The sequence below is a fragment of the Desulfovibrio biadhensis genome, from assembly GCF_055388615.1.
In genome coordinates, this window is sequence record NZ_AP042477.1 from 4,018,439 (window position 1) to 4,045,273 (window position 26,835).

Genomic DNA, 26,835 nt, shown 5'->3' on the forward strand with positions numbered 1-26,835 from the left:
AACTCCGTCATAAATAGCCCAGGAGTCTGGGCAGGAAAAGAATAAGGCCTGGCAGGTAGGTAACCATCAGAAGCACGATAACCTCCACTGCAAGAAAAGGCATGACCGCCCGCGTTATGCGGGGCAAGGAAAGGCCCGTTACGCCACATACGACGAAAAGGCAGACGCCCAGTGGTGGAGTGAGCAGTCCCACGGCAATGTTCAGCACCATGATCAACCCGAAATGGAGCGGGTCTATGCCTACCTGGGTTGTGACGGCAAGCAGGGTGGGGGCCAGGATGATGATGGCGGCGCCGCCCTCAAGAAACATGCCGATGAAGATCAGCAGCGCATTGATGAGCAGAAGCAGAACGTAGGGATTCTCCGAAATCTGTAGCATGGCATCGGCCAGACGCATGGGCACCTGTTCCGAGGTCAGCACCCAGGCGAAAATATTGGCCATGCCAATGATCAACAAGAGCACTGATGTGGTGACGCCGCTTTGCACCAGCACATGCAGCAGCTTCTTCATGTCCAGTTCGCGATAGACGAATATTCCGAGCAGAAGGGCATAAAATACTGCGACAGCTGCGGCCTCAGTGGGGGTGAAAATACCCAACAATATGCCGCCCAGGATTATTATTGGAGCCAGCAACGCAGGTCCTGCGGAGCGCAATTCACGCAGCACGCGCCCTGTAGTGATCGGTTCGGGATCCTTGGGGAATTTGCGTCGGACGGCAATGATCCAGCTAAGGGCCATCATGGACAGTCCCAGCATCAGGCCGGGAATGATGCCGGCGGCAAACAGTCCTCCAATGGAAAGACCAGTGGTTACTCCCATGATAACCATAAAGATGGAGGGGGGGATGATGGGGCCCATGGTGGATGATGCTGCCGTGACCGCGGCGGAAAAGCCAAGTCCGTATCCCTGACGGACCATGCCCGGAACGAGAATGGAGCCCATGGCTGCTGCATCTGCCACGGCAGAACCGCTTATGCCGCCAAAAAACATGCTGGCGACCACGTTTGTCTGGGCCAGACCGCCGGGAATGCGTCCAACAAGCATGTTGGCGAAATTTATGAGCCTGCGTGTGGTGCCGCCCTGGTTCATCAAGTCCCCAGCCAGCACAAAGAAGGGAACTGCCATCAGCGGAAATGAGTTCATCCCCTGGAAAAAACGCTGGGCCAGCAGAACAAAAGGAATATCTTGCGTCCACAGGGCCACGGCGGAAGTGATTCCAAGGCAGAAGGCTACAGGAAAGCCGAGAAAAAGTGTCACGAGGAAGACGACTGCTAGCGTTGTCATGAGTCCTTCCTCTCAGAGGAATCTTCTGCTGTGCAGGCAACGGGGGCGGTCTCCAGGGCCGCAGCCGCAATATTGGCTGTTGATCCCGCACTTGTGGGAAAGCGGTCTTGCAACATGTCGGCAACGAGGTCGAGTATCATCATTCCAGCTCCCACAGGCACGGCCAGGTAGGGCCACCGCATGGAAATATCGAGAGAAGGCGACATCTGCATGGCGTTGCGGGCAGAAAGATCCCAGCCTTGCCAGGCAAGGATGCCAAGAAAAATCGTCATGGAAATTTGTACAATCGGCACGGCGAGATGGTCGTACACGCCTTCAGGCAGGCGCTCCACCAGAACGCGTACACCGATATGTCTGCCGCTGCGCAGAGCGATGACTGATCCGAACATTGCCATCCAGATCATGAGATAGCGCGCCAGTTCTTCGCTCCATGGGAAGGGGACGTAGATCACAAAGCGGAAAAAAACCTGCAGTAGGATGATGATGACCATTACAGCGCCCAGCAGGGCGATGAACGCACGGCATACATTTACCTGCCAGTTGGCAAGTTGGTTTACGGCGTAAGATATGGCGTGGAGTGGCTTCATGGTTGGAGGCTGCCTGTGAAAAACGGCGGAGGCCCAAGCAGGCCTCCGCCGTCAAAGGTATACAAGATGAAAAAGGGGCGTCCAGAAACTACTTGCGTGCTTTTGCAAGCGCCTCGTTGGCGTCCTTGATGTATTTTTCCACGATTTCCTGCTCTTTTCCGGCAACTGCTTTTTCGGCTGCGGCAGCGGCTTCCAGAGTTTCGTCAACCCACTTGTCCCCGATCTTTTCGCGGATGAATTCCAGGCCGGCAGGCTGTGCGATGTCACGGAACTTGGAAATGACGTCAGGCGTGGGCTTGTAAACTTCCATGCCAAATCCTTCCAGGTTCTTGATGGCGGTGCGGTTGGCCTCCTGGTTGAAGCCGCAATGCGCCATGCCCAGTACCTGGGCTGCTTCGGCAACCACCTTTTGCTGGTCAGGAGTCAGCTTCTCGTTGAAAAACTTGTCGTTGATGAACACGAAAAGCGGGTTGTACAGGTGACCGTCAAGAATCATGAAATTCTGGACTTCATAGAACTTCATGTCGTGGATCAGCGCGATGGGGCATTCCATTGCATCCACCACCCCCTGCTGCAGCGCCATGTAAAGCTCGGAAAAGGCAATCGGGGTGGGGTCGCCGCCCAGGGCCTTGACCATGGCCATGTGCGCAGGATTCTGCATGGTGCGGATTTTCAGGCCCTTGAGATCGGCAGGAACCTTGATCGCGTTCTTTTTATTGGTGAAATGACGAAAACCGTTTTCAGTGATGTCCAGAATGCGAACCCCGGTCTTCTCAAGGAAGGCCTGTTTGAATTCCTCGGCAACCGGAGATTGGAAAAAGTTCCAGGCTGCAGCGTTGGAGGTGAACAGGTAGGGGATGTCAAAAATCATGACTTCAGGGAAGAAGCCTGGCACGGGGCCGCCTGACAAGGTGCCCATCTCGATTGTCCCCATTTGGACACCTTCGAGGGCTTCACGTTCAGCACCCAACTGGCTGGCGTGGTATGCCTTGACCTCGACCTCGCCATTGGTCCCCGTCTCGACAAGATACTTGAAGATGTCCACAGCCTTGACAGTTCGGTTGTCATGGTTGTCAGGACCGGAGTTGGCCAATTTGATGACGACCTTTGCCTGGGCGGCGCCGGCGCACAAGAACATGGCCAGGAGGACCGCAAACAGCAGGGTGAGCTTTTTCATGAGTGCTCCTTCTGGGGCTTTAGTTACACGATTGTGAAAAAATCACGATCTGGGGCAACTAGATAGCCCCGTTTTTTACAATTTGTCAATCAGGTTAAGAAGGGGTTACGGAGAATGGAGGGGAAATATAACTTCCTTATTTTAAGTATGAAATAAGGGAGATAAGAAAGGCGTGAAACTGCCTGTACAGCAACAGTCAGTCAGAAACAGGCGTCTTGAAACGGGTGTTCTTCGGCCCTCCGCAATGGTTTGTTATTCCGTTTCTTTTATGCTCTGGAACAACGTGGAATGGTAACTGCTAGAGAGGGCGCAGGGATAGGGCGCTTTGGAGTGAAGCGCCAAGGGGGGACGGTGTGAAAAGCAGGCAATGCGGCACAGAATGGTAACCCTTTTTTGGTAACTGCCTTGATTGAAAAATATTCGCCCAGTTGACTTTGATAATCTTTATCAATTATTTCTTGTGTCGGAAGGGCTCTGTGTCTCGTTGATGCTGCCTTTTTTATTGTAAATGTCCTATTTGTTATAAAAATTAAACACTTAATTTTTTGTGGTCAGTTGGTGTACCCGAGAAAACGTCTACAAGATTGAGAGGATTCCCTGTCATCAGGTAGGAAATTGGAGTTCTGGTGTTGTAAGATTTCACTTACATGGTATAAGCTTCATTCGGGGAGGGAATAAAGACGACCAGGGGCACCTTTATTCCCATGCTGCAATAACAACATGACTTTTTTCAAGGAGGATCGCATGTTCAAACTGGGCAATCTGCCCATGAAACCCAAGCTTATTATTCTGTTCCTGCTTGTCGGTATCATGCCCCTGGCCTTGGTAGGGTGGCGCGCAGCCACCACATCTTCTCACGCACTCATGGAACAGGCCTTCGACCAGCTCGAAGCGGTTCGCGAGATCAAGAAAAAACAAATCGAAGAGTTCCTGCAGCAGCAAAAGAATGAAATCGACGTGTTGATGAACGCGGTTGCTGGACTGGAGAATGAGGCCTTTTCCAAACTTGCTGCTGTGCGGCAGCTAAAGGCCAATCATGTTCAGGATTACATCTTCGAGCTTTCTGAACAACTTCACGGCTTTGCTCATAATTCTTCCACTGAGGATGCACTCGAACGCGTCATAGACGGGGGAGACACCCCCGGGGATATTGGCTGGCAACTTCTGGTAAGAAAAATAGATCGCGGTATGGAGCGAATCCAGCGAGATAATGGCTGGGCCGACATCTATTTTTTGAACCCCGAGGGCGTTGTCATCTATACCGTCAATCGCGCAGAAGATCTTGGCGCTTCTGTCACAGAGCAGCTTGTTGACAGTGGTCTTGCCAAGGCCTTTGAACTGGCGTCGCAAATGCCTGCTGATGAAGTGGCCGTTGCTGATTTTTCCGCCTACGCCCCTGCAGGTGGTGCGCAAAGCATGTTCATGCTGACACGTCTCCAGGACCTGAACGGACAGACAGGAGGATATGTAGGCATCCGCATCACAACGGAAGGTTTGAACGCCATTATGGAAGACCGTACCGGGATGGGAGAGAGCGGAGAGACCTACCTTGTTGCAGGTGTTGGTGGCGGCTTTTTGCTGCGTTCTGATTTGAAAACCATGGGAGATGGGAGCCTGGTTGTCGGTACTCCCCTGGAAACGAAGTATATATCAAGACTTTTTGCGCAAAAAGAATCCTTCAGAGGTATCTATAAAGACAGCTCTGGAGAGCCCGTCATGATTACCGCTGCACCGATTAACACTCCCGGGCTCAACTGGGGGGTAGTCAGCAAGGTGGATCTCGAAGAAGTCGTCTCTCCAACTGTCGATGGAAAAGAATTTTACGCTTCTTATATCGAATCCTTTGATTTTTATGATCTGTTTCTCATTCATCCGGAAGGACGCATCTTCTACAGTGTCAAAAAGGAATCCGATTACGGAACCAACCTTATAAACGGTCCTTACGCCGGAACAATGCTTGGCGAACTTTTTCGAAAGGTTCTGGACTCCAAGTCGTTCGGTCTCACGGATTACCAATTATACGAGCCTAGTGGCGGACTTCCAGCTGCTTTTATTGCAAAGCCCTACCTGCTAGATGACGAAGTGCAACTGGTGGTGGCGTTGCAGCTAAACATAGATAAAATCAATGAAATCATGGGGGAACGCACGGGCATGGGAGAAACGGGGGAAACCTATCTGGTCGGTGAAGATACTCTCATGCGTTCTGATTCCTACCGTGATCCGAAAGGCCGTTCTGTTGCCGCCTCACTGGCTGGTTCGCCCGATGCAAATGGCGTTGCCACTGATGCAGTGCGCAAGGCTCTGGCGGGTGAGACTGGGGTCGAAATGTTGCAAGGATACATGGGGGGCAAAACTCTGGCTGCCTATGAACCCGTGCATTTCGGCAATCTTTCGTGGGCATTGATAGCTGAAATTGCGACGGAGGAAATAGAAGCTCCAAGCCGGAATCTGGAGCAGCTCATAACCTGGACAGGTGGTATTGCCGCGTTGATCATCGCCATTGTGGGAATTTTGGTGGCGCTCTCGATCACCAGGCCACTGCAACGAGTGGTGCAATTCGCCTCTTTGGTTGCAAAAGGCGATTTTACGGCGGAACTGCCTGTCAAACAAAAAGATGAAGTCGGTCAGATGGCCGAAGCTGTCCAGCAGATTCCAAAGAATTTGGAATCCCTTGTGACCGATCTTGATGTGATGAGTAACGCGGTAAGGATCGGCAAATTGCGAGAACGCATTGACGCCTCGCATCTTCAAGGTGGGTATGGCCGCTTGATGAACGACGTCAACGCTTTGGCCGACGTATACACGTATTATCTGGACAGCATCCCCATGCCTGTCATGGCCATAGATAAAAGCTACAATGTGTTGTTCCTGAATGAAACCGGCGCTGCTGTGGGCAATTCATCACCGCAGGAACAAGAAGGACGGAAATGCCACGATCATTTCAATACAAGTGATTGCAGGTCGGAAAGGTGTGCCTGTGCACGAGCCATGGAAGCCATGGAGCAAAAGAACAGCTCAACGGATGCGCACCCTGCCGGCAATGACCTGGAGATAGACTATACTGCTCTGCCGATTTTCGACAAAGATGGCCAGGTGGTAGGGGCTTTTGAGCTGGTAGTGGACCAAACAGAAGTCGTTAAAGGGCAACGCAAGATGCAGCGCCTGGCCAGTGAAGCCACGGACATTTCATCACGTTTGTCTTCTGCTGCCGACGAACTTGCCGCCCAGGTGGAACAGTCCAGCCATGGCGCCGAACAGCAGACCGAACGCGCCACCGAAACGGCCACCTCAATGGAGCAGATGAACGCCACAGTGCTGGAAGTGGCGCAGAATGCCTCGAGCGCGGCTGAAAATACTGATTACACACGTGCAAAGGCAGAAGAGGGCGAAAAGATCGTGAACAATGTGGTGAACGCCATCAATCAGGTGCATGATCTTACCCAGGGCCTCAAGGATAATATGGCCGGACTCGGCGAACAGGCCGACTCCATTGGTGAGATCATGAACGTCATCACCGATATTGCTGATCAGACAAACCTGCTGGCCCTCAATGCCGCCATTGAAGCTGCTCGCGCTGGTGAAGCCGGCCGCGGATTCGCTGTTGTGGCGGATGAAGTTCGCAAACTCGCGGAAAAGACCATGGCTGCAACCAAGGAAGTCGGTGACGCAATCCATGCTATCCAGGAGGGCACCCGCCGTAATATAGAAGATACCGATCGGGCAGCCGAGGTCGTTGCCCAGAGCACGGAACTGGCGCGTCAGTCCGGAGAAGCCCTTGCCCAGATTGTGCAACTGGCAGAAGGAGCGGCAGATCAGGTAAGAGCCATTGCAGCTGCTTCCGAGGAACAGTCTGCGGCCTCGGAACAGGTAACACGCGCCACGGACGAGATTAACCGCATCTCCTCGGAGACTTCCGATGCCATGATCCAGTCGTCAAAGGCCGTGTCGGAACTGGCCAGTCTCGCCCAGAACCTCAACACGCTTATAGCTGAAATGAACGCCTGATTCTCTTGGGACACAACCATGAAGAGGCCCCTTTACGGGGCCTCAGAATGCTGACAAATCCTCGCCAATCGGCGAGGGTTTTCTTATACTATCTTCATGCTAAAGCCGCCCAAAAATCAGCAGGTGAAAATGGAGTTTGTTTCGATCAACGAACTTGTCCCCATGAATCATCTGCTTCGCAAAATTGCCAAGGTTATTGATTTCTCCTTTATTCATGAGCTCACCAAGGATTTGTATTGCGAGGGCAATGGCCGTCCGGCCATTGAACCGGTGGTGCTCTTCAAAATGCTATTCATCGGCTATCTGTTTGGCATCCGCAGCGAGCGTCAGCTTGTCAAGGAAATCCAGGTCAATGTTGCCTATCGCTGGTTCCTTGGCCTGGGATTGCAGGACAAAGTGCCCGATGCCAGCACCATCAGCCAAAACCGGCGGCGCAGATTTAACGACACCAGCGTTGCCCAGGACATTTTTGACGGTATAGTGTTCCAGGCCATGAAAAAGAGGCTTGTCGGCGGACACACGCTTTACACCGATTCCACCCACCTGAAAGCCAACGCCAACAAGCATAAATTTACGGAAAAGCTCGTTGCCCAAAGCACGAAGTCATACTTGGGCGAACTTGAAGACGCCGTGGAGGAAGACAGGCGCAGGCATGGAAAGAAACCGCTGAAGCAGGACAACCGCGAAGCGGGGTCCAAGCGGATCAAGCAGAGCACAACCGATCCGGACAGCGGGTACATGGTACGCGAGGGCAAGCCTAAGGGCTTCTTTTACTTGGATCATCGCACTGTGGACAGCCGACACAACATTATCACCGACAGTTACGTAACTCCGGCCTCGGTGCATGACAGCATGCCCTATCTCGATCGGCTGGACCGACAAATCAACCGCTTCGGCTTTGCTGTGAAGCACGTCGGCCTCGATGCAGGATATTTCACCTCACACATTTGCAAGACGCTGGAAGAAAAGCATATTTATGGTGTCATTGGCTATCGTCGTCCCACTCGTCGCAAAGGGATGCTCCCCAAACGCGCCTTTGAATACCTGCCGGACAAGGACTGCTATCTTTGCCCCGAAGGCCAGGAGCTTCACTACTCCACCACCAACCGCGAAGGATATCGTCTCTATGACTCGTTACCAAAGGTTTGCCGCCGCTGTCCGTTACTGAAAGAGTGCACAACAAACCGGAATTGCAAGAAAACAGTGACACGCCATGTGTGGCGGGAATACGTGGATACGGTGGATGCGCACCGGCTCACGGAATTCGGAAAAAGAATCTATGCTCGCCGGAAAGAGACCGTAGAGCGCAGCTTTGCCGACGCCAAACAACTGCACGGGCATCGCTATGCTCGGTTCTGCGGCCTGGCTAAGGTCCAGGTTCAAAGCCTGCTTTCCGCCACATGTCAAAACATGAAGAAAATGGCCTTGCTGCTGGCCCCTTTGGAGCTGTCATACAAATATTTGCAGCCCAAATGCCTGTACTTTCTTCCTCAGTCTCTCTGTCTCGTTCGATTGGGGCCGATCGAGCCAACATCCCAGCTGGCAGCGGCCTGAAAAGAAATCGGTTCATAAAAACAAACCCCACTTTGCAAAAAGCGGGGTTTGTCAATGAGCTGAGGCCCCTTTACGGGGCCTTTTTTTTAGACCATTCCCATGGCGCAACCATCGGCACGACCGTCGCTTCCTGCGCACAGTATTTGTGTTGCCGGGTCTTTGCGAATAATTTGCCCTCTGCCGAATAGAGCGCGATCGTGCCCTGTAACCCAGGATGTGTTGTGTCCGAGAGCTTGGAGTGCAGCGGCTAGATGTGTGGGCATGCCTTCTTCCAATGCAATGACAAGTTCCGATTCAGGGGCGGTTTGTCCTTGCAAATCACCTGTTATGCAGAAACGGGGCTTATCCAATGCTGCCTGCGGGTCCATGCCGTGTACCAGAAGGTGTTCCAGGACCTGTACATGCCCTTGTGGCTGCATGAAGCCGCCCATAACGCCAAAGGGGGCGTAAAGCATGGCGTGTTCTTCCCCGTCGGGGGCTTCGTAAAGCGCCATGGCCGGGATGATGGTATGGTAGGGGCGTTTTCCCGGCTCCAAGGAGTTCGGATGGCCAGGGCGTGAGATGAAATTGTGCCCTCTGTTTTGTAGAGAGAAGCCGCACCCTTGCGGGACGATTCCTGTGCCAAAGCCCATGTAGTTGCTGTTGACCATGGAACAGGCGTTGCCGTCTGCATCCACTACACAAAAGTACACTGTGTCAGAGGACGGCAAGGGCGCTCCAAAGCCTTGGGGCATGGCTTGTTTGGGAGAAAAAAGGGCGGCCAGTTTTTCGGCATGCTCCAGGGACAACAAGGTATCGAGAGGGAGCCTGGTGTGTTCCGGATCGGCAACCCAACTGCGCGCAGTGGCAAAGCCCAACCGCAAAGCTTCAATCCCGGCATGTACGCGTTCACATGAAAGAGGAGCGCCCTGGTAGTGCCCGCGGGCGCGTAAAACAGTGAGGACATTGCAGGCAATCAGGGCCGCCAGTCCTTGGCCGTTTGGGGCGCATTCAAAGATGCGTTTTCCGCAAAAAACCGTACTGACAGGGGAGGGGGTATCTGCAACCAAAGAACCGTGGGCGGCCAGGTCCGCTTCTGTGAGGACGCCGCCCGCAGCTTGAACGGCTCGAGATATACGTTCTGCCGGCCAGCCTGCATAAAAGGCGTTTTTACCGCCCTTCGCTATATGCTCCAGAACATGTGCAAGGTTGGCATTGAACATTCGGTCTTTTGGTCCCGGCGCTTTTCCATTGGGCAGCAACAATTCCGCACCATGGGGGGTGTTTCGCAATTTATCCGCTTCTTGTTGCCAAAGATTCGCCGTTACAGGCCCAGGGGTGAATCCGTCATATGCCAGGCCTATGGCGGGCGTAAGAACCTTTACCAACGGCATGCTGCCGTGAAGCTGCAAAAGGTCGCACCATGCGCCGCATGCACCTGGCACAGTAACAGCCAGGGCACTTGAAGCAGGGATATGCTGCAGATTTTTCTTCTGGAGCAGCTCCAAGCTCAGGGCTGCAGGGGCGCGTCCCGAACCGTTGAGCCCGGTAACGGAGCGTGTTGTTGCATCATAATGGAGGACAAAAGCGTCACCTCCCAGCCCGGTAGAGCAGGGTTCCGTGACTGCCAGGGTGGCTGCCATTGCAACCGCAGCGTCCGCGGCATTGCCCCCAGCGGATAGTATTTTCAGACCTGCTGCCACGGCTAGGGGCTGGCTGGCCGCAGCCATGCCGTGTGAACTGAAAACAGGTGAGCGCCTGGAGGAAAAGCTGAATGCCGGGATTTCTGACATGGGGGCCTCGAAACGTTTTTATGCATTTGACGAAAATCCCATAAATTCACGCAACTATTTGGCTTGTCAAGGTGCAGACAATTTGTTGTAAAAAGGAGACAAATTCTGAGTGCTTTTATACTGGCTGAAAAAGCGTTTGCAGTGCGATTGTGAAGTGCGGGCAACATGTTGATATAGCGAGGGGAAATTTATGTTCAGAAGTTCGAAAGGTGGTGTGCGTTCTGGAATAATCGTAATTGCCCTGCTGCTGACGTTGTCGTTTCTCATCAGTGGTTGCGGCATGATTGTGAGCAGGCATCCTGCGCCTGAATCCCGGAGTAATTGGGGAAAGCCCATGGGCATTTCCAATGTGCGAGCCTGGGGTGATGAATACAGTCCCTTGTTCCAGAAAAGAGTGGATACCGTCACTGCGATCAGGGATAAAAAGTTAAAGGAAATGCTTGCTGATGGGAAGCTCGAGCGCCCCATGGACATGTCCTACCTTATCCTTTCTGGCGGTGGGGCGGACGGCGCCTTCAGCGCCGGTGTGCTGTGCGGCTGGACGGAAAGGGGAGACCGGCCTGAATTCCAAATGGTCTCAGGTGTCAGCACAGGAGCGCTCATCGCTCCGTTTGCTTTTTTGGGATCGGAGTATGACGGTGTCATACAAAAAATGTACACGACCATCACGTCAAAGCAAATTTTCAGCATCCGCAGCATTTTTGATATTATTGGCGGAGATTCTTTGGCAGATACGACGCCTCTAGCCAGAACCGTAGATTCCTGTGTTGACGAAAAAGTTCTGGAGGCGGTTGCCCGTGAATATGAAAAAGGGCGCAATCTTATCATCGCCACCACAAATCTGGACGCCAAACGCAGCGTCGTCTGGGACATGGGCGCCATTGCGTCCAGCGGTCACCCGAATGCCCTGGAATTGTTCCGCAGAGTCATGCGAGCTTCGGCTTCCATACCGGTATTTTTTCCGCCGACATATATTTCCATTGAAGGGGGGCAGCAGGACTTTGACGAAATGCATGTGGATGGTGGAGCCGTGTCACAATATGTGTCCTACGAGTCTTTTATAAGGCCCAAGCCTATCAAGTCCCTGGATAAAGGTCATGGTAAATTGATCAACAGAGACATGTATATCATTGTGAACAACAGGCTTTCTCCGACATGGAAGGTCGTGCCGCCTTTGCTCAAAGATATAGCGGCGACCTCCATTTCGTCGTTGATACGCTCTCAGGCAATGGATGCGCTATTCAAGACCTACTTGTATACGCAGCGGGACGGTATAAATTTCAGGTTGATGAGCATTCCCACCAAGAATTACCCTGAACGCAAGGAAGAGTTTGATCCTGTTGCCATGCGCGTTTTATTCAACATGGGGCGCAAGGCCATACTTTCCAAAGACCCGTGGCTGGATACGCCTCCCGGGTACAGAGTCAATTAAGGCGGGGCGGCTCAGCCTTGCAACATGGGCATGAGCCGCTCAGCTTCTTCTTCCAGGTCGGCAAAGGTCTTGCGGGCTTCGCCCATGTCCTTGATCTTGGCGGCAGACTCCAGACAACTGCTGAGCGCCCCGCATGACATGGCGCCGATTGCCTTGTAGAGGTTTTTCATTTTGTGCGCCACATCGCGGATGGCAGTGTAGTCGTTGCGAGCAAATGCGGCGCGCGCTTCTTCCATGGTGGTTGGGTGTTCAAGCATGAAGGCGGCCAAAAGGTCTTGGTAAATTTCTTCATCACCCTCAATTTTCAAAAGCGCTGCTGCCTGGTCCAGTAGAGGGTACCCTGATTCACAAGATTCACCGGTCAGCTTGCTCGGTTCTCCATTTGCCAGGCCCATGGCCTCTTCAAGGGAGGCACGCAAGGCTTCCAAAGCAAGAGGCTTGGTAAGAAAGCCATTCATACCACCTTCAATACAGTACGTTCTGGTTGTGTCTGTTGCATGGCCGGTGAGTGCTATGACGGGAGTTGTGGATGCCTTGTCACCCGCCTCGCCGGAGCGCAGTCTGCGAACGGTTTCGTAGCCGTCCATACCTGGCATCTCCAAATCCATCAGCACAAAATCGTAAGGGCTCTTGGCCAGCAACTCCAAAGCCTGCCCCCCGCCAGGGGCAATATCCACTTCCTGGCACCCCAGCTTTTTCAGGAAACGTTGGGCCACTATCTGATTCACTTCCGTATCTTCCACAACAAGGGCGCGGCTGCACGACATCGCAAGGGGCGCATGACAACTGACATCCAATTGCGCAACCAGTTTTTTGGCCATGGATTCAATCATCCCAAGCCCATCTATGATGTTCGGGGGGCAGTCGTGAGACTTCGTGAGAAGCTCATGAGCCACCTCGTGTAGCTGCTTTGCCAAATCAAAAGTTTTTTTGGTTGCATCAGTATTGTTCATGCGCGCCCCCTTTTCTTGCGGAGCTTATTGTCGTCACGGATTATCTTTTTGATCCTGAAGTCAAAGCTCCTTGCCGGGGTAGAGTTGCCTGGGCGGTCACTGTTTATACGTGGTATTTCATCAATACTGGTTTTCATTTTTGACCATAGTCCTTCTGTGCTGGTAGCGAAAGGCATGACATATAAATATGTCCGGAATGCGGTAATTCAAGGTGTTAGGACAGGAAATATACTAAAATAGTCTGATTTTATAGAGAAATCCGGCACAGAAAGCACATGCATTACTTCTTACAGCTTAAAGGTTTATGATTCTTTGCAAAAGTGATTGATATCGCACTGCCTGTTCCCGGGGGGAACAGATAGTCATACCCTAATTTTTATTCGGCATAAAAATAGTGATCCACCACAAATGGCGGATACCAGGGCTCGGGCAGTTCTATAGCGCCGTTGTTCGGCATGTCCATGAAAACGGCTGTCTTGCCGTCTTCAAGAACAGCCAGGGGCATGATGGTTATATTACGCTTATTGAACCAGCCCGCCGGAATGAAAGCCTCGAAGCTGCCATCCTTCGGGGAGGGTTTGGTCGCGAAAATTATTTTTCCTTCGCTTACAAAGAGCACATATCCAGGCATGGCGCCATCAGAACTGACGGGGGACGCCTGCCCTTTAAGCAGGATGCCGCTTGGCAAAGCCGTGGCGTCTTCTTTCTGGTCAGGTTCCAGTATCCTCACAGAGGAAACGCGCCCCGCCGTTCCCATCTCAGGGGGGGCAGGGGCATAGTCTTTCAGGCGTTTAATGTCACGGAAAACGGTTTCGCGGGCGTCAAAGAACAGGGGCAATTCTTTGCGCAGATAGTTGGGGTCGGGGAAAATTCCTTCCAAAGGGGCGTTTTCTGTCAGAGAAAAAAGTGAGTCTCGCCCTGCTTCCAGACGGGGGGCGCGATTGTACAGAACAATGATGGACAGTATCGATCCGAGAATGAAAACACACAGGCTCAGAGACATGAACCTCTTGGACCAGAGCTGCAGTTTGTTGTCCTGGGGCAGTCTCTTTTTCGCCACGGCCCAGACAACGAGCAGTGCAACCCAGAAAAGATTAGCAAACGTGATGTAGCGGCTTTGCAAAGCCTGGTGCACCCCAAAGCCGGCGCGACCGACCGCGGTTGCTCCATCACTCATGAGCGCGAACAGGGCCAGGCTCAACCAGGGGGCAAGGGGGAGCAACTGTTCCCGCGCTCCACGCCACAGCTTCCAAAGCAGCAGGAGCATGAAAAACACTGCCCCAAACCCCATGAGTACGGATAAAGGGAGCAGGTTGTTATCGGAAACCAGGGGAGCTCCCAGGTACGCGAAAATAAAGCCTATGAAGGAGAAGGGTTTGCTAAAGGCGAAAAAAAGCGATGGATGGTGCGCCGGTTTAACGTATCCATGAAAATAGGCAATCCAGGCAGCCACGCCAGCAATCACAAAGATGCCCGTCGCAAGGATTTTTGTGCGTTTGTTTTCCTTTGTCAGAAGCATCAACGGGGGCATGCAAAGCCAGTAAAACAGCGCATTGGCAAAATTGAAGGAACCTGCCCAGCCAACAGCGATCAGCGCCGCCACCCGCCAGAATTCAAGCCGGCCCGGCTGAATCAACGCCGCACCAGCGATCATCGCGAGAATGGTAAGCGAAATGGACGTATTGATGCCAAAAGTAAAAAGTTGCCATTGCAGGGTGGAGAAGAGCAAAAGGCTGATGGGCACGGGAAGCCAGCGCCATTTTTCCAATGATTCTGCAGCGCAGGTCCGTTGCCACATTTTCGCCAGGAGCAAAAAGCTGGCGAGCGTCATCAGCAGCATCACCGCGTATTCATAAAAGCGGTTTAGCGAGAAAAAAGGCATGAACAATAGCCCGAAAATACGCGCCGCCAGGTTGCGTTGTTCGTTTTGCTGCGCAACCAGAGCGGAAAGGCTGACATGTCCTTCTTGCATTCTTTCAAGAAGGTGGCTCCAGATCATCCATTCGTCCCAGAACAATACATCTACGCCAAAAAGCGCCACACACAGACTTATGAGAAAGAAAGGGGCGAGCGAGGCCAAAAGCAAAGGGCGGTCGTGTAGAATAGAAGAGCAGGGCGAAGGCGTATGGGGGGGCTGGGAAAAAGGCATTTATATTTCGTCTCCAAAATTGATGGTACTGTCGGTGTGATAGTAAGCAGACAGCAGAATGTATACCATTTTGTTACGTCGATGCCGCCAGATGGAAGACTGATTTTGTAAAATTATAAGCAAACGAGCCACGGGGGCAGAAAGGTAAAAACTTTCCGCTCCGTTTGCCAGAGAAAAATGGCGCCCAGCAAAGGTGGCAAATGCGTATGGGAAAGACTGTTGACCTGAAATCAATGAAAGAGCAAAAAGATGGTTGGGTATGCTCCGTTAACCTTTCGTATTATTCACATGAACCAGGAGGAACCATGAGGAGGATCGCTTCTCTGGTGTTGGCCATGGCTATGCTGATGGCCGCGACGTTTGTTTCTGCCGCTACGCCGCAGCAGGCTTTAATGGCCAAGGAATCCAAGGCGCTCAACTCTTCCAGCTCCTCTTCGGGAAAGGCTGAAGAACCAACGGTTGATACGCTTGTTAAAGCCGGCCCTCATAAAATGGACGCGCTGCTGGCCTCCATGAGCGACGAGCAGGTACGCCGCCTCCTTATTGAGTCTCTGCGTAAAGAAGCCGCACAGCTTGATCCGTCTCCCGCTTCACCGACGTTGGTGGACAGATTCGATCATGTACGCGAGCGGATTTTGTTTTTACGCAATCGTCTGGTTTTTGTTTTTTCCGGTGTTGCCAAGGCTTCAGATTTGTTGCCGCAAAGGTTGCAGGGCATGCTCGATGAAAAAGGCCCCCTGCCGGTCCCGTCTCTTATTCTGGGCTTTATTACCCTTTTCGCCATCTGGATAGGCCTGAAGCAACTTCTTTATTGGAAAACCAAAGGATTGCGAGAGAGACTCACCAAGACCTCTCAGGTCTCTGGGCCATTATTCAAACTGGTGCGCATAGCGTTCAAGGCCGTTGTGGAGGTTATGCTGCTGGCTTTGGTGGCCGTGGTTACCGTGGCAGTGTACCTTGCGCTTTTCAACAGCCACACCGGGGTCAAGGCGGTCCTCTTCTACTGGCTGATCATTGTAATCATACTGGAACTGCTGCTGCTGATCGCCAGGCTGTTTTTTGCCCCACGGGTGGAGAACCTGCGACTTTTCCCTCTTAGTGACGCAGCCGCCAGGCAATTTTACCACGTATGTCAGGTCCTCGCGGTTGAGGCGGGCATTGGGCTTACTCTCTGTGGTCTGCTGCAGCTTACCGGCGGCACAGAAGCCGCCTACCTGCTGACTCTGGCGGCTACGGGTTTCGTTGTTTCCATCACCGTCATCCTCATGGTGCTCTGGAAAGCCGGAGATGTTGCAGCCTCATTGCGTCAGGCCTTTCCGCGAGGCACTATCCGGTTTCAGCTTGCAGGCTCCTGGCATATCATCACCGTGTTTTATGTCATTTTTTTCTGGTTGGTATGGGTGGCCCATGTTGTGGCTTCCGGCAAGGTTTCCATGCTTCCTGGCCTGCTGACAATGCTGGCCTTGCCACTTTATCTGCTGCTGACCTGGACCATGGATAAAGTGGTCATTCACGCTGGCAGCATGGCCAGTGGGGCGCTTTTGAAGCCGGGGACCGAGCCGTCTGATCCTGCCAACGACTATGCGATGGATGAGAACGGCAGTCTTTTGATTCTGGATTGCCCCGTGGCTCGTTTCCGGCGTTTTTTAAGCAAGGTATTCGGGTTCTTACTTTTTGTTTCCTTTGTCATCATCCTTGCCGCAATCTGGAAGATTGATCTGCCCCTGGCCGATAATATGGTGCGAGGAGCTTTCAGCATTCTGGTCACGTTGATTTTGGCCTATTTTTTCTGGGCTTTTGCCAAGGCGTCCATCGAGCGCAAACTGCGCTCCCAGCAGCCTGAAGGCGTTGCCCATGGCGAGCCTGGCGGCGCCGGCGGGGACAGGCTCAAGACCCTGCTCGAACTCCTCAAGCGTTTTATCTTCGTCTCGCTCATCGTGGTCGTCTCGCTTATCGTGCTTACCTCCCTCGGGGTGGATACCAGCCCTCTTCTTGCCGGCGCCGGTGTCGTTGGTCTTGCTTTGGGGTTCGGTTCCCAGACATTGGTCAAGGACATCATTTCAGGTGTCTTTTTCCTTATGGACGATGCCTTTCGCATTGGAGATTACATCGACTTAGGCGATGCCAGAGGAACGGTGGAAGGGATTTCCGTACGCTCCTTGAAATTACGCCACCACCGGGGGTCGCTGTACACCGTGCCATATGGTTCCATAAAGCTGGTCAACAACCTGACCCGCGACTGGGCGATCATGAAACTCGAATATCTGGTGCCATTTGATACTGACATTCAGGCAGTGAAAAAGATCGTTAAGCGCATCAACAAGGAGCTCAAGGAAGTTCCTGAACTCGCCGATCTTATGTTGGGCGATGTTAAATCGCAGGGCGTCAAGGATATTGAGGATTACGGCATGCGCATGCGCATCAAGATGACCACCAAGCCGGGCGGACAGTTCACCCTCCGTAAATGGATATGGGGCAAGCTGCGGCGCTATTTTGATGAGGCGGGAATTCAGTTTGCTCACCGTAAGGTCTCCGTGGTGTTGCCCGAGGGCATGCACAATGACCATGACACACTGCAACAGGTCAGTGCGGCCGCGGCGGAAGGCGTTCAAGAGCAGTTGGAACGCGAGGAAGCAGAAAAAAATAAGCACAAAGGTTAAGAAGAGAGAACATACGCTGAAGCGTCCTTTGACGCTGTACAACGCCTGGGCGTCACTGATAGCAAACAGATTGAAGCTGTTTGTATATGGCAGCGCCTGTGTAATGAGCTTCCGAGGGCATTTGGCATGTGTCCATTGTTTGTTGCCTCCGGAAGCGAAGGCTCTTTTTGGACGTGCTCCGTAGGGATTGTCTCAGTATAGAATTGAGATTGCCCTCGCATTAACCAGTGTTTGAAACAGGCACCTCCGGACTGAGACTGCATGTTCTGGATCAAGACGACCTGGAACAGTGCTCAATCCTGGGGTGAAGGAGATATTACATGCCGTCTGCGGCTTTAGATCCGTCTTTCGGTTACGTCCGCATCGCCTGTATTGCCCCTGAATTGCGGCTGGCCGCTCCTTCTGAGAATTGCGACTTGTTGGTGGCGGCTCTGGAAGACGCTGCCGCGGCGGGCGCACGTATAGCGGTGCTGCCAGAACTGGCGATAACAGGCTATACGGTTCAGGATCTTTTCTATCAGGCCGCTTTGCAGCATGCCGCCCGGGAAACGTTGCTTGAATTGGCGAAACGGACGGCAGCATTGCCTCTGGCGTATGTAGTGGGTGTGCCTCTGGCGCTGGAAGGACGCCTGTTCAACTGCGCTGCCTTCATACAAGGGGGGCGCATTTGCGGCATTGTGCCCAAAACCTACCTGCCTTGTACCGGCGAGTTCTACGAGCAGCGCTGGTTCACTTCTGGCAGACAGCAGACCTCTGGCTCCATTTCCCTGGGTGGTGAGGATATCCCTTTTGGCGTGGACATCGTGTTTGCAGCAGAGAATGAACCGTTGTGCAAGGTGGGAATCGAAATCTGCGAAGACCTCTGGGCTGTCACCCCTCCGAGTGGAGCTTTGGCTCTGGCAGGATGCTCCATACTCTTAAACCCCTCGGCAAGTAATGAACTCCTGGGCAAAATGGCATACCGGCGCGATCTTGTACAGCAGCAATCAGCCCGGTGTTTTGCCGCCTATGCGTATGCCTCGGCAGGGGCGGGGGAATCCAGTACAGACCTTGTCTACTCTGGCCATCTGCTTGTGGCGGAGAATGGGCAGCTTCTTGCTGCGTGTCGCAATTTTTCCTTTGCCACGGATATGATATTTGCAGATGTCGACCTGCAGCGTCTCGAACTTGATCGCCAGCGCAATTCTTCCTGGAGCGAAGCGCCAAGGGAAGGGCGTTTCCGTAGCGTATCCTTCACGTTGCCCCCAAGCACGGGCAAGCTACCACTGGAACGCCCCCTGACCACAACCCCTTTTGTGCCTGGTGATCTGACACAGCGTGCTGCACACTGCCAGGAAATTTTCGCCATACAGTCCGTCGGACTGGCGCGGCGGGTGCTGCACACAGGGTCTCACCGCGTTGTGTTGGGCCTTTCGGGAGGGCTTGATTCCACTCTTGCTTTGCTTGTCTGTTGCCATGCCTTTGACCGCCTGGAATTGCCACGCGACGGCATCCTCTGCGTGACCATGCCCGGACCGGGTACCTCGAAACGCACCAAGAACAATGCTTGCGACTTGGCTGCCGGGCTAGGTGTGGATTTGCTTGAGGTTTCCATTTCAAGCGCAGTGGAAGGGCATTTGCGGGATCTTTCCCACCCTCTGGATAGCCGGGATGTGACCTTTGAAAACGCTCAGGCACGGGAACGTACCCAAATACTCATGGACCTTGCCAACAAAGAGGGCGGTTTTGTTGTTGGTACGGGAGATATGTCCGAAGCTGCCTTGGGCTGGTGCACCTTCAATGGCGACCACATGTCCATGTATCATGTGAACGCAGGCGTGCCTAAAACCATGGTGCAATATGTCATTGGCTGGTGCGCAGAGGAAATGTTTCAGGGACGGGTTGCCGAAGTGCTGGAAGATGTCATTGCTACACCCATTTCACCAGAGTTGCTTCCGGGAGACGAAGAGGGGTGTATGCAGGAGACCGAATGCGCCATCGGCCCGTATCTGCTGCATGATTTTTTTCTTTATCACCTGGTGCGCATGGGGTTTGCTCCCAGAAAGATACGCTTTCTGGCGCAACAGGCCTTCAAGGGGCAGTTTGACAACGCCGCTGTAGAGCGTTGGCTTCAGGTTTTCATCAAACGCTTTTTTGGCCAGCAATATAAACGTTCCGCCATGCCCGATGGACCCAAGGTCGGCACCGTGGCCCTTTCCCCCCGTGGTGACTGGCGAATGCCCAGTGATGCCCTGTGGACTGCATGGCTGCAGGATTTTGAAAAAGAGTGAACGTAAATAAAAAAGAGGGACACCCCGCTGTGGCGGACTGTCCCTCTTGGTTGCTTTTTCTCTTGTTTACAGGTCTTTGGCTACCATCTTGATGAGACGCATAAGCTGATTGGTGAATCCGGCTTCGTTGTCGTACCAGATGATGAGCTTGAGCAGGCGCTTGTCCTGCACCGTGGTGCAGAGTGCGTCCACCACGCCCCCGTATGTGCTGCCCAGGTAGTCCACGGAGACCAGGGGCAGGTCGCAATAGCCCATGTTGCCTTTCATGGGACCTTCCGCAGCTTCTTTGAGCGCAGCATTTACGCTTTCGTCATCGGCTTCCTTATGCAGTTCGCAAACAAGGTCCACCAGGGATACGTCCGGGGTGGGGACGCGGATGGCCATGCCGTCCAGCTTGCCTTGCAGTTCAGGGATAACCTGGGTAACGGCTTTAGCGGCGCCCGTGGTGGTGGGGATCATGGACATGGCTGCAGCACGGCCGCGGCGCAGGTCTTTGTGGGAGCCGTCCAGAATGCGTTGACTCATCGTGTAAGAGTGCACGGTGGTCATCAGGCCATGCTGGATGCCGAATTTTTCATGGATGACCTTGGCGGCGGGAGCCAGGCAGTTGGTGGTGCAGCTGGCATTTGAAATGACATGGTGGTTGGCGGGTTCGTAAAGCCCGTCGTTGACACCCATGACGCAGGTGAAATCCACGTCCTTGCCAGGGGCCGAGATGATGGCTTTTTTTGCACCACGATCAATGTGCTGCTGCAATGCGGCGCGGTCTTTGAGCTGTCCTGTGGTCTCCAGGGCGATGTCAATGCCCAGGTCTTTCCAATCCCACTCGCCCAATTTCTTGCGGGTTACCTTGATGGTCTTGCCATTGACCACCATGCCTTCATCATTGCTCGAGATTTCTCCCTTGAAGGTGCCATGGCATGAGTCGTATTTAAGCAGATGGGCCAGGTCGTAATTATCGGCGCGGGCGTTCACGCATGCCACTTCCACATCGGTTTCCTCGGCCATAAGTCGTACAAGGTAGCGTCCGATGCGACCGAATCCGTTGATACCGATCCTCACTGCCATAGTCTCACTCCTTTCTGTAGTTTAGCCTCATTCAAAAATACGTATGTCCGGAATCGTATTCCAGAGTCCCTGCCTGGGATTGTTTATGAATTGTCACCATCCAACAGGTTGCCCAGAGAACCCAGGATGGAGCCTTCTCCCTTGCTGCCGCCGTGTTGTGGCGCGGCCTGTAGCATGCGTCCTGCCATGCGCGAGAAGGGAAGCGATTGCAACCATACCTTGCCTGGACCGCGGAGCACAGCAAAGAAAAGCCCTTCGCCGCCAAAAAGGGAAGTCTTGATATTGCCGGCCTGTCGGATGTCAAAATCGACACCGTGCTCAAAGGCCACAACACATCCCGTGTCTACGTGCAGTTCCTCTCCAGGGGCGAGTTGACGTTCCACAACCGTGCCGCCTGCATGGATGAAAACAACACCGTCACCTTCGAGCTTCTGCATGATGAACCCTTCGCCGCCAAACAGGCCGGTAAGGATGCGCTTTTGAAAATAGATGCCAATGGAAACGCCTTTTGCGGCAGCAAGGAAGCAGTCTTTTTGGCAAACCAGAAAGTTCCCCACATTGGAAAGGGTCACGGGGAGGATATTACCCGGGTAGGGTGCGCCAAACGCAACATGGCTTTTGCCCTGGCCGGTGTGCGTGAATACGGTCATGAACAGGCTTTCACCCGTGAGCAGACGCTTGCCTGCACCCATGAGCTTGCCCATGAATCCGCTGCTGGAACTCTGGTGTGATCCGTCGCCGAAAATGGCTTCCATTTGGATGTCCGGGGCTTTGTACATCATGGCGCCGGCTTCAGCTACAGCGCTTTCGCCCGGGTCCAGCTCAACTTCCACAAATTGCATTTCAGAGCCAATGATCTTGAAGTCGATTTCATCGGAACTGCGCATGGATGGCGGTGGAGGCGCCATGGATGCTGCAGGCGTGGTGCGCGTAAGTTCACCGATTTGCGATATGGGCAGCCATTCGGCAAAGCCGGGACGCCAGGCAAATCCATTAGAGTCCGCAGAGGCCCGGGACTGTGCTTCAGACAGGTCCATAGGACCTTCTTGCGTACCAGAATAACTCAAATACCACTGGCTCATACGAACTCTCCTCTCGAGACCGTCTTTGGTTTCATGCGCGCCCCACTTCCTGTGCAATGGCGGCAACATTCTCGCTGCTAAGGTGCAGCAACGTTTTCAAGCGTTCCAGGTAGGCTTGCTCCTGGGGTGTATCCACCTCCACTGCGAGCAAGGAAGCAGCAAAGACCTGTTGGGACAATTGTAAAGATATGGCTTTTTCGGCAATAGATTCAATGCTTTCAGGAGCTTTCAGCTCAGATTCCATAAACGTCCGTTCTTCGTCATCCAAGCTGAATGTATCGAGATGGGCCATGATCCTGGAACGTTCCTCGGGATCAAGAGTGCCATCTGCATATGCTGCTGCAATCATGGCTCGGATGAGCAGTACGGCTTTTTTTTGTTGCGATGCTGGGAAATCTTGCGCGGAAGGTGAAGGCGGGGGGCCGGGGGCCGGCGTAAAAGCCGCACCGGCAGCAGGTGGAGGAGGGGGCGTGTCGGCCATATTTCCCGGGGCGGCGGGGGGTGCTGGGGGTGGAGGTACGGCACCCCTGGTGGCGTCGGCCGACTGTGTGCCATGACTCTCCTGCAGAAAATGTTCGGCGGCTGCCAGGGCAACGCCAAGTACACCCATGCCGATGGCTGCCTTGCCTGCGCCTCCTGTGCTGCCCTTACCCAGAGAACGTGCGAGGTCAGCGCCAAAGCCTTTACCTATATTACCGCTCAGGCCTTTGCCCATGGCGCCGCCCAGCATACCGCCAAGCAGTTTTTCAGCATTGAACATTCGTACTCCCTGGAGATTTCGAATACAATAGCAACTACATGTATGAATCGAATTGTATATGCGGGGATGGGCGCTTAGTCAAACGTCAAGACGAGAAGAAGTACTTAAAATGCGGGAAAAAACGTCGCCAGTGCTATTGTGTGGAAGGGGGTAAGGCTTTTTGGATAGTATTTTGCTCCTGTAATGTACCCGACTCCAGTGCAAATGACCGTGTCACAAATTTCTCTGGGCAGCATGCAGGATCAGCATCACCATGCATCACCATATCTAGGGAAACCAGCCCACTGTCTATTGAGACGGACTGTACCTGCACACGGTCGCCCAGGGGGGTGCAAGCCCTTTCACATATTGCTTCGGGCGCATCAGAGCAGGGGCCCAGAATCGAAAGCGCATAGAAATACCCGCTGCCGCCGGTGTTGTAGACATACACCACGGCCGCCACGTCCGTATCCTGCGTACTGTCTTGCCATTGCAGAGGCATGGCGCCTCGGGCAGCCAGGACAAGGTTGGCGTTTATGCTTTGGGTGGCGCCGTCATTTTTCTGATTGGGTTCACTGTAAAGGCCGTTGCGCATACGCAGCGTCAGGCCGTCTTCCAGGCCACACCGATAGGTAAAGTTCTCCAAGACCTGGTTGGAGAGGTCCGGACCGGTTGTGGCGTTTTCGGGTGCGTTTGCGGATTCGGCTGCTGCGGCAGTGTGCACGGAGAAACACCACAAACTGTAAAGGCAAAGAAGGATGAGCAGCGCTCGGCCAGCGCTCATTTTACCTTCTCCAGCAATTTGTTGGCCATGGCGTCTCCCTGTTCGCCCCCGCCTGCCATGCGGGAAAGTTCGTCAAAGACCTGTTTGCCGGAAAGTTGCACGCAGCCTGTGGAGGTTTGCCCGTCAACAACCTCTTTTTGTACAAGAAAGTGGCGGCGCGCCAGGCTGGCCAATTGCGGCCAGTGCGAAATCAGGATCACCTGCTGTCTGTCGGCCAGTTCCTTCAGCCTCTCACCCACGCGTGTAAGGGTAACGCCACCAACGCCTGCGTCGACTTCGTCGAAAATCAGTGTGGGTAATTCGGAACGCCCCATGAGTCCTACAAGAGCGAGGAGAAAGCGTGAGAGTTCACCGCCGGAGGCGATCTTGTCCAAAGGCTGAGGCGCTTGTCCCGGGTTGGGGAGCCAGAGAAAGCGAACGCGCTGTTCTTCCAGAGGAGGGGTGCCCTCCGGAGCTGGGTACAGTTCCTGAGGCGAGAATTCAAAGATGACCTTGACGTGTTCCGAAAAACCAAGGCCACGAAGCTCCTGCTCCAACGCCTGCCCCAGCTTTTTGGAGGCGTGTTCTCGGGCGGTATTGAGCGTGCTCAGAACTGCGGCCAGTTCCTTGGCAAGGACTTTTTCTTCCTTGTCCAACTGTTTGCGTTCCAGACCACAAGAATCCAAAAAGGAAAGATTGTTTTCAATTTCCTCGCGCAAAGAGACAATTTCTTCCAAAGGGCGTTTGAGCTTACGCCGCAACTGATTCAGGGCGAAAAGGCGGGCTTCTATGGCTTCTGCATCGTTTTCAGCGTCAAAGCTGCGCTCTTTGCGCAGTCGGCGTTCCAGTTCGTATAGTTGCAGCCGGAATTCCTCAACCCGTGTGCGCTCGTCTTCGTAGCCGTCTACCACAGCGGCCAGGTCTGCCAACCGGCGCTCCAACTCGCCACAGGTTTCCAGCATACCGTTTTCCGATGCGCAAAGTAGGGAAAGAGCCGCAGAAACCCCTTCCTGTGCGGCACGGGCTTCATCGATATGCCTTTTGCGCTCCTCTAGTTCTTCCTCTTCACCTGGTTGCGGGTCAACCTTTTCAATTTCCTTGAGCTGGTATTCGAGAAAATCTCGTCGCTCCACCAAAGAGTGCAGACGCTCGTCCAATTCCACGCGTTTTTGCGCCAGACGGCGCAGCTGCTCCAAAAGAGCGTCTTTGCGTTCCACCGGGGAGGCGTCTTCCATGAAGGCGTCGAGAATACGGTTTTGATACGAGGTTTGTAAAAGGCGCTGCTGGCCGTGCTGACTGGTGTGCAGTATCAGCCTGGGGCGCAGTGTCTTGACGCTCTCCTGGGAGCTGAGCTCGCCGTTTATGAAAAGCCTGGACCGGTTGGTTTCGGCAATCAATTCACGCTTGAGGACGAAATCACCCTCTTCAAGTGCGAAAAGCGCTTCAACCTGGGCTTTTTCCTGGCCGGGGCGCACCATATCGGCTGTCAGCCTTTCCCCGGTGAGAAAGTTGAGTGCTTTGAGAATGAAACTCTTGCCTGCTCCGGTCTCGCCGGTCAGGACGTTCAAGCCGGAGCTGAATTCGAGTTCAATATCCTCGATAAGGGCAAGGCTGCGTATGCGCAGATATTCCAACATGGTGTCGTCATCCGGACGGTGTTGTCGGTTCAGGAATGTTCGGGGGTGTTGTTTGTGCGTTCTGCCGCCAAACTGCGAATGGCAGCCAGAATCAACCCCTTTGGGTCTATTCCCTGCAAGGCTCGCAAGAATGCGTTTTCCTTGCCTTGTTTGTCCGCCAAATCCCAGGCCAGGGCCACTTCGTCCAATCCTTGCCGGGGGCGGAATGCTTGCAGGTTGGTCATACCCAAAGACAGTGCGTAACGCCAGTTGCCCCTGTTGTGCAAGCTGAGTTCTGAAAGTGTGCCGAGCCGATAATAGCTCAGGCCTGGGATTCGCGCAAAAAGTGCGTCGAATTGTCGCGTCAGCTCAAGATTGTCTGGCGTAAAATGTTGCCCGAGGTACAAGCACTCCAAGGCAGAAGTGGGTAGATGCCTGGTCGGGTCATAGGAAACGCCAGGGATTGCCAGAGCCCCTTCGCGTTGTAGCGTCTGGGACCAGAGCAGCATCAATTCCAGTTCGCTCTCAGGGCGGGCAGCTTCCATGTGCATCGACTTGCATTGACGGTACCAGAACTGTCGCGCCAGGTCGAAATTACCTGCCAGCAGGCATGTGGCGCTGCAAGCCAGGTTTGCTTCGGTATCGTCGGCGTAGTCTCCGTTTTGCAGCAGTGCGGCGGCGCGAGAAAGGGCTTTGGATAATTGTTTGTAGTAGACGAGAAAACTAAGCCTGGCGCAGAAGCACTCAGCCGTTGGGGGCAAAAGCTCCAGCGCGTCGCCCAAGGCTGTCTGAGTTATGGGGAAGCGCCCCGCCCTGTGCAGGTTCCAAACGGTCAGCCAGAAGGCGGTGGGGCCTTCCTTTTTGGAAAGCGGTCGTTGCGGAAGCTCGGTTGCAAAGCCGAGTAGCGCTTGAGCGCGGTGGGTGGGCAGGTGTTCCCGCTGAACCCTCTCCCAGCAGAGCCGGGCCTTGCGTTCTGCAAGCTCCGGACGTGCCAGAAAATGGTCCAGCAATGACTCCAACTCTAATATGTTGCTATATGTTTGTATTTCCCGCCCTTTTTCGAAAAGCGCGTCCTGGTCTGCTCCCAGGTCGGGAGAAAAGGGCAGGCAGCCGCAGGAAGCCGTTTCCATAAGTCGAAAATTGACCTCACCGAGGATACTTTCATTGGGCGCCAGCCTGGTGTCACGGTAGAAGGCCAGCATTTCTTTGAAGCTCAGATTCGAGGCAATGTCGGTGTTGTAGCGAGTTTGAAGAAAGTCTATGAGCCACCCCCGCAAAGGGCGCTCTTTGGATATTCTGCCCACAAAGCCTATGTCGCGTGCACGCGCCGAGAAACCGCGCCAGGGTAGTTCCCACCCATGTCGCGCTAATCGCAGTATTGGGGGGAGAGGGGTGCGCAAGCGTTCCAACAGGCTGACATGCGGTGTCGCCACCCCGTCAAAAAGACGCAGATAGTAAAGATGCCAGAACAGGTTGAGGTGAGTGTCTATTGACCAAAAAATTTTGCGGCAAGGCAGTGTCCCCAGCCCTTTGAGCAGTATGCGCTGTCCCAATGCCTCGGATTGGAAAAGAAGGTCGGGTTTGAAGTCTCGTTTGTGCAGCGCCACCTGGATATCAAAGATGGGGGTGAGTTCCTTTTCAGGAAAGGTAAGAACCTCGTGCCCCAATCGCTCCAGGGAGGGGCCCAGGTTGCTGGAAACGAGGCAAATGCGCATATATGTAG

17 protein-coding genes are annotated in these 26,835 nt (G+C 53.7%); 5 read left to right on the forward strand and 12 right to left on the reverse strand.

Annotated features, from left to right (window positions below; genetic code table 11):
• Positions 1-7: 7 nt before the first annotated feature.
• From ACZ5EH_RS17400 to ACZ5EH_RS17410, 3 genes are all read right to left on the reverse strand, one after another.
• The gene (locus ACZ5EH_RS17400; RefSeq protein WP_464275148.1) at positions 8-1,285 is read right to left on the reverse strand and encodes a TRAP transporter large permease; all 1,278 of its coding nucleotides are present in this window, start codon (positions 1,283-1,285) and stop codon (positions 8-10) included.
• On the reverse strand, positions 1,282-1,872 hold the full coding sequence (locus ACZ5EH_RS17405) for a TRAP transporter small permease (protein ID WP_464275149.1): 591 nt from the start codon (positions 1,870-1,872) through the stop codon (positions 1,282-1,284). The genes ACZ5EH_RS17400 and ACZ5EH_RS17405 overlap by 4 nt, the downstream gene beginning before the upstream one ends.
• 88 nt (positions 1,873-1,960) lie before the next feature.
• Entirely contained in the window at positions 1,961-3,049 is a 1,089-nt protein-coding gene (locus ACZ5EH_RS17410) for a DctP family TRAP transporter solute-binding subunit (RefSeq protein WP_464275150.1), read from the reverse strand.
• A gap of 744 nt (positions 3,050-3,793) precedes the next feature.
• On the opposite strand from ACZ5EH_RS17410, the gene ACZ5EH_RS17415 reads away from it, so the two are divergent.
• Positions 3,794-7,054 (forward strand): methyl-accepting chemotaxis protein, encoded by a 3,261-nt coding sequence (locus ACZ5EH_RS17415; RefSeq protein ID WP_464275151.1) that lies wholly within the window; start codon positions 3,794-3,796, stop codon positions 7,052-7,054.
• Positions 7,055-7,150: 96 nt separating this feature from the next.
• A complete protein-coding gene (locus ACZ5EH_RS17420; protein WP_464274772.1) occupies positions 7,151-8,608 on the forward strand; it encodes an IS1182 family transposase in 1,458 nt (485 codons plus the stop codon).
• Positions 8,609-8,694: 86 nt separating this feature from the next.
• Here ACZ5EH_RS17420 and ACZ5EH_RS17425 read toward each other — a convergent pair whose 3' ends face one another.
• Positions 8,695-10,380: a gamma-glutamyltransferase family protein gene (locus ACZ5EH_RS17425; RefSeq protein ID WP_464275152.1), complete on the reverse strand. Its 1,686-nt coding sequence runs from the start codon at positions 10,378-10,380 to the stop codon at positions 8,695-8,697.
• Positions 10,381-10,570: 190 nt separating this feature from the next.
• On the opposite strand from ACZ5EH_RS17425, the gene ACZ5EH_RS17430 reads away from it, so the two are divergent.
• Positions 10,571-11,812 (forward strand): patatin-like phospholipase family protein, encoded by a 1,242-nt coding sequence (locus tag ACZ5EH_RS17430; RefSeq protein ID WP_464275153.1) that lies wholly within the window; start codon positions 10,571-10,573, stop codon positions 11,810-11,812.
• A gap of 11 nt (positions 11,813-11,823) precedes the next feature.
• Here ACZ5EH_RS17430 and ACZ5EH_RS17435 read toward each other — a convergent pair whose 3' ends face one another.
• Complete coding sequence (locus tag ACZ5EH_RS17435; RefSeq protein WP_464275154.1) at positions 11,824-12,765, reverse strand: response regulator; 942 nt, start codon at positions 12,763-12,765, stop codon at positions 11,824-11,826.
• A 376-nt stretch (positions 12,766-13,141) separates the two neighbouring features.
• Positions 13,142-14,914 (reverse strand): hypothetical protein, encoded by a 1,773-nt coding sequence (locus ACZ5EH_RS17440; RefSeq protein ID WP_464275155.1) that lies wholly within the window; start codon positions 14,912-14,914, stop codon positions 13,142-13,144.
• Positions 14,915-15,219: 305 nt separating this feature from the next.
• On the opposite strand from ACZ5EH_RS17440, the gene ACZ5EH_RS17445 reads away from it, so the two are divergent.
• Together ACZ5EH_RS17445 and ACZ5EH_RS17450 are read left to right on the forward strand one after the other, a co-directional pair.
• The gene (locus ACZ5EH_RS17445) at positions 15,220-17,574 is read left to right on the forward strand and encodes a mechanosensitive ion channel family protein (protein ID WP_464275156.1); all 2,355 of its coding nucleotides are present in this window, start codon (positions 15,220-15,222) and stop codon (positions 17,572-17,574) included.
• Positions 17,575-17,894: 320 nt separating this feature from the next.
• Positions 17,895-19,844, forward strand: a complete 1,950-nt coding sequence (locus ACZ5EH_RS17450) for an NAD(+) synthase (RefSeq protein ID WP_464275157.1) — start codon at positions 17,895-17,897, stop codon at positions 19,842-19,844.
• A gap of 66 nt (positions 19,845-19,910) precedes the next feature.
• On the opposite strand, the gene gap is transcribed toward ACZ5EH_RS17450, so the two are convergent.
• The 6 genes from gap to ACZ5EH_RS17480 all read right to left on the reverse strand — a co-directional run bounded on the left by gap (position 19,911) and on the right by ACZ5EH_RS17480 (position 26,827).
• Positions 19,911-20,912, reverse strand: a complete 1,002-nt coding sequence (gene gap, locus ACZ5EH_RS17455) for a type I glyceraldehyde-3-phosphate dehydrogenase (protein WP_464275158.1) — start codon at positions 20,910-20,912, stop codon at positions 19,911-19,913.
• A gap of 83 nt (positions 20,913-20,995) precedes the next feature.
• Positions 20,996-21,994: a TIGR00266 family protein gene (locus ACZ5EH_RS17460; RefSeq protein WP_464275159.1), complete on the reverse strand. Its 999-nt coding sequence runs from the start codon at positions 21,992-21,994 to the stop codon at positions 20,996-20,998.
• Positions 21,995-22,025: 31 nt separating this feature from the next.
• The gene (locus ACZ5EH_RS17465) at positions 22,026-22,754 is read right to left on the reverse strand and encodes a DUF533 domain-containing protein (RefSeq protein ID WP_464275160.1); all 729 of its coding nucleotides are present in this window, start codon (positions 22,752-22,754) and stop codon (positions 22,026-22,028) included.
• A gap of 133 nt (positions 22,755-22,887) precedes the next feature.
• Positions 22,888-23,517: a hypothetical protein gene (locus tag ACZ5EH_RS17470; protein WP_464275161.1), complete on the reverse strand. Its 630-nt coding sequence runs from the start codon at positions 23,515-23,517 to the stop codon at positions 22,888-22,890.
• Positions 23,514-25,133, reverse strand: a complete 1,620-nt coding sequence (locus ACZ5EH_RS17475) for a DNA repair protein RecN (RefSeq protein WP_464275162.1) — start codon at positions 25,131-25,133, stop codon at positions 23,514-23,516. Before ACZ5EH_RS17475 ends, ACZ5EH_RS17470 begins: the two co-directional genes overlap by 4 nt.
• Positions 25,134-25,162: 29 nt before the next feature.
• The gene (locus ACZ5EH_RS17480; protein WP_464275163.1) at positions 25,163-26,827 is read right to left on the reverse strand and encodes a glycosyltransferase family protein; all 1,665 of its coding nucleotides are present in this window, start codon (positions 26,825-26,827) and stop codon (positions 25,163-25,165) included.
• Positions 26,828-26,835 lie beyond the last annotated feature (8 nt).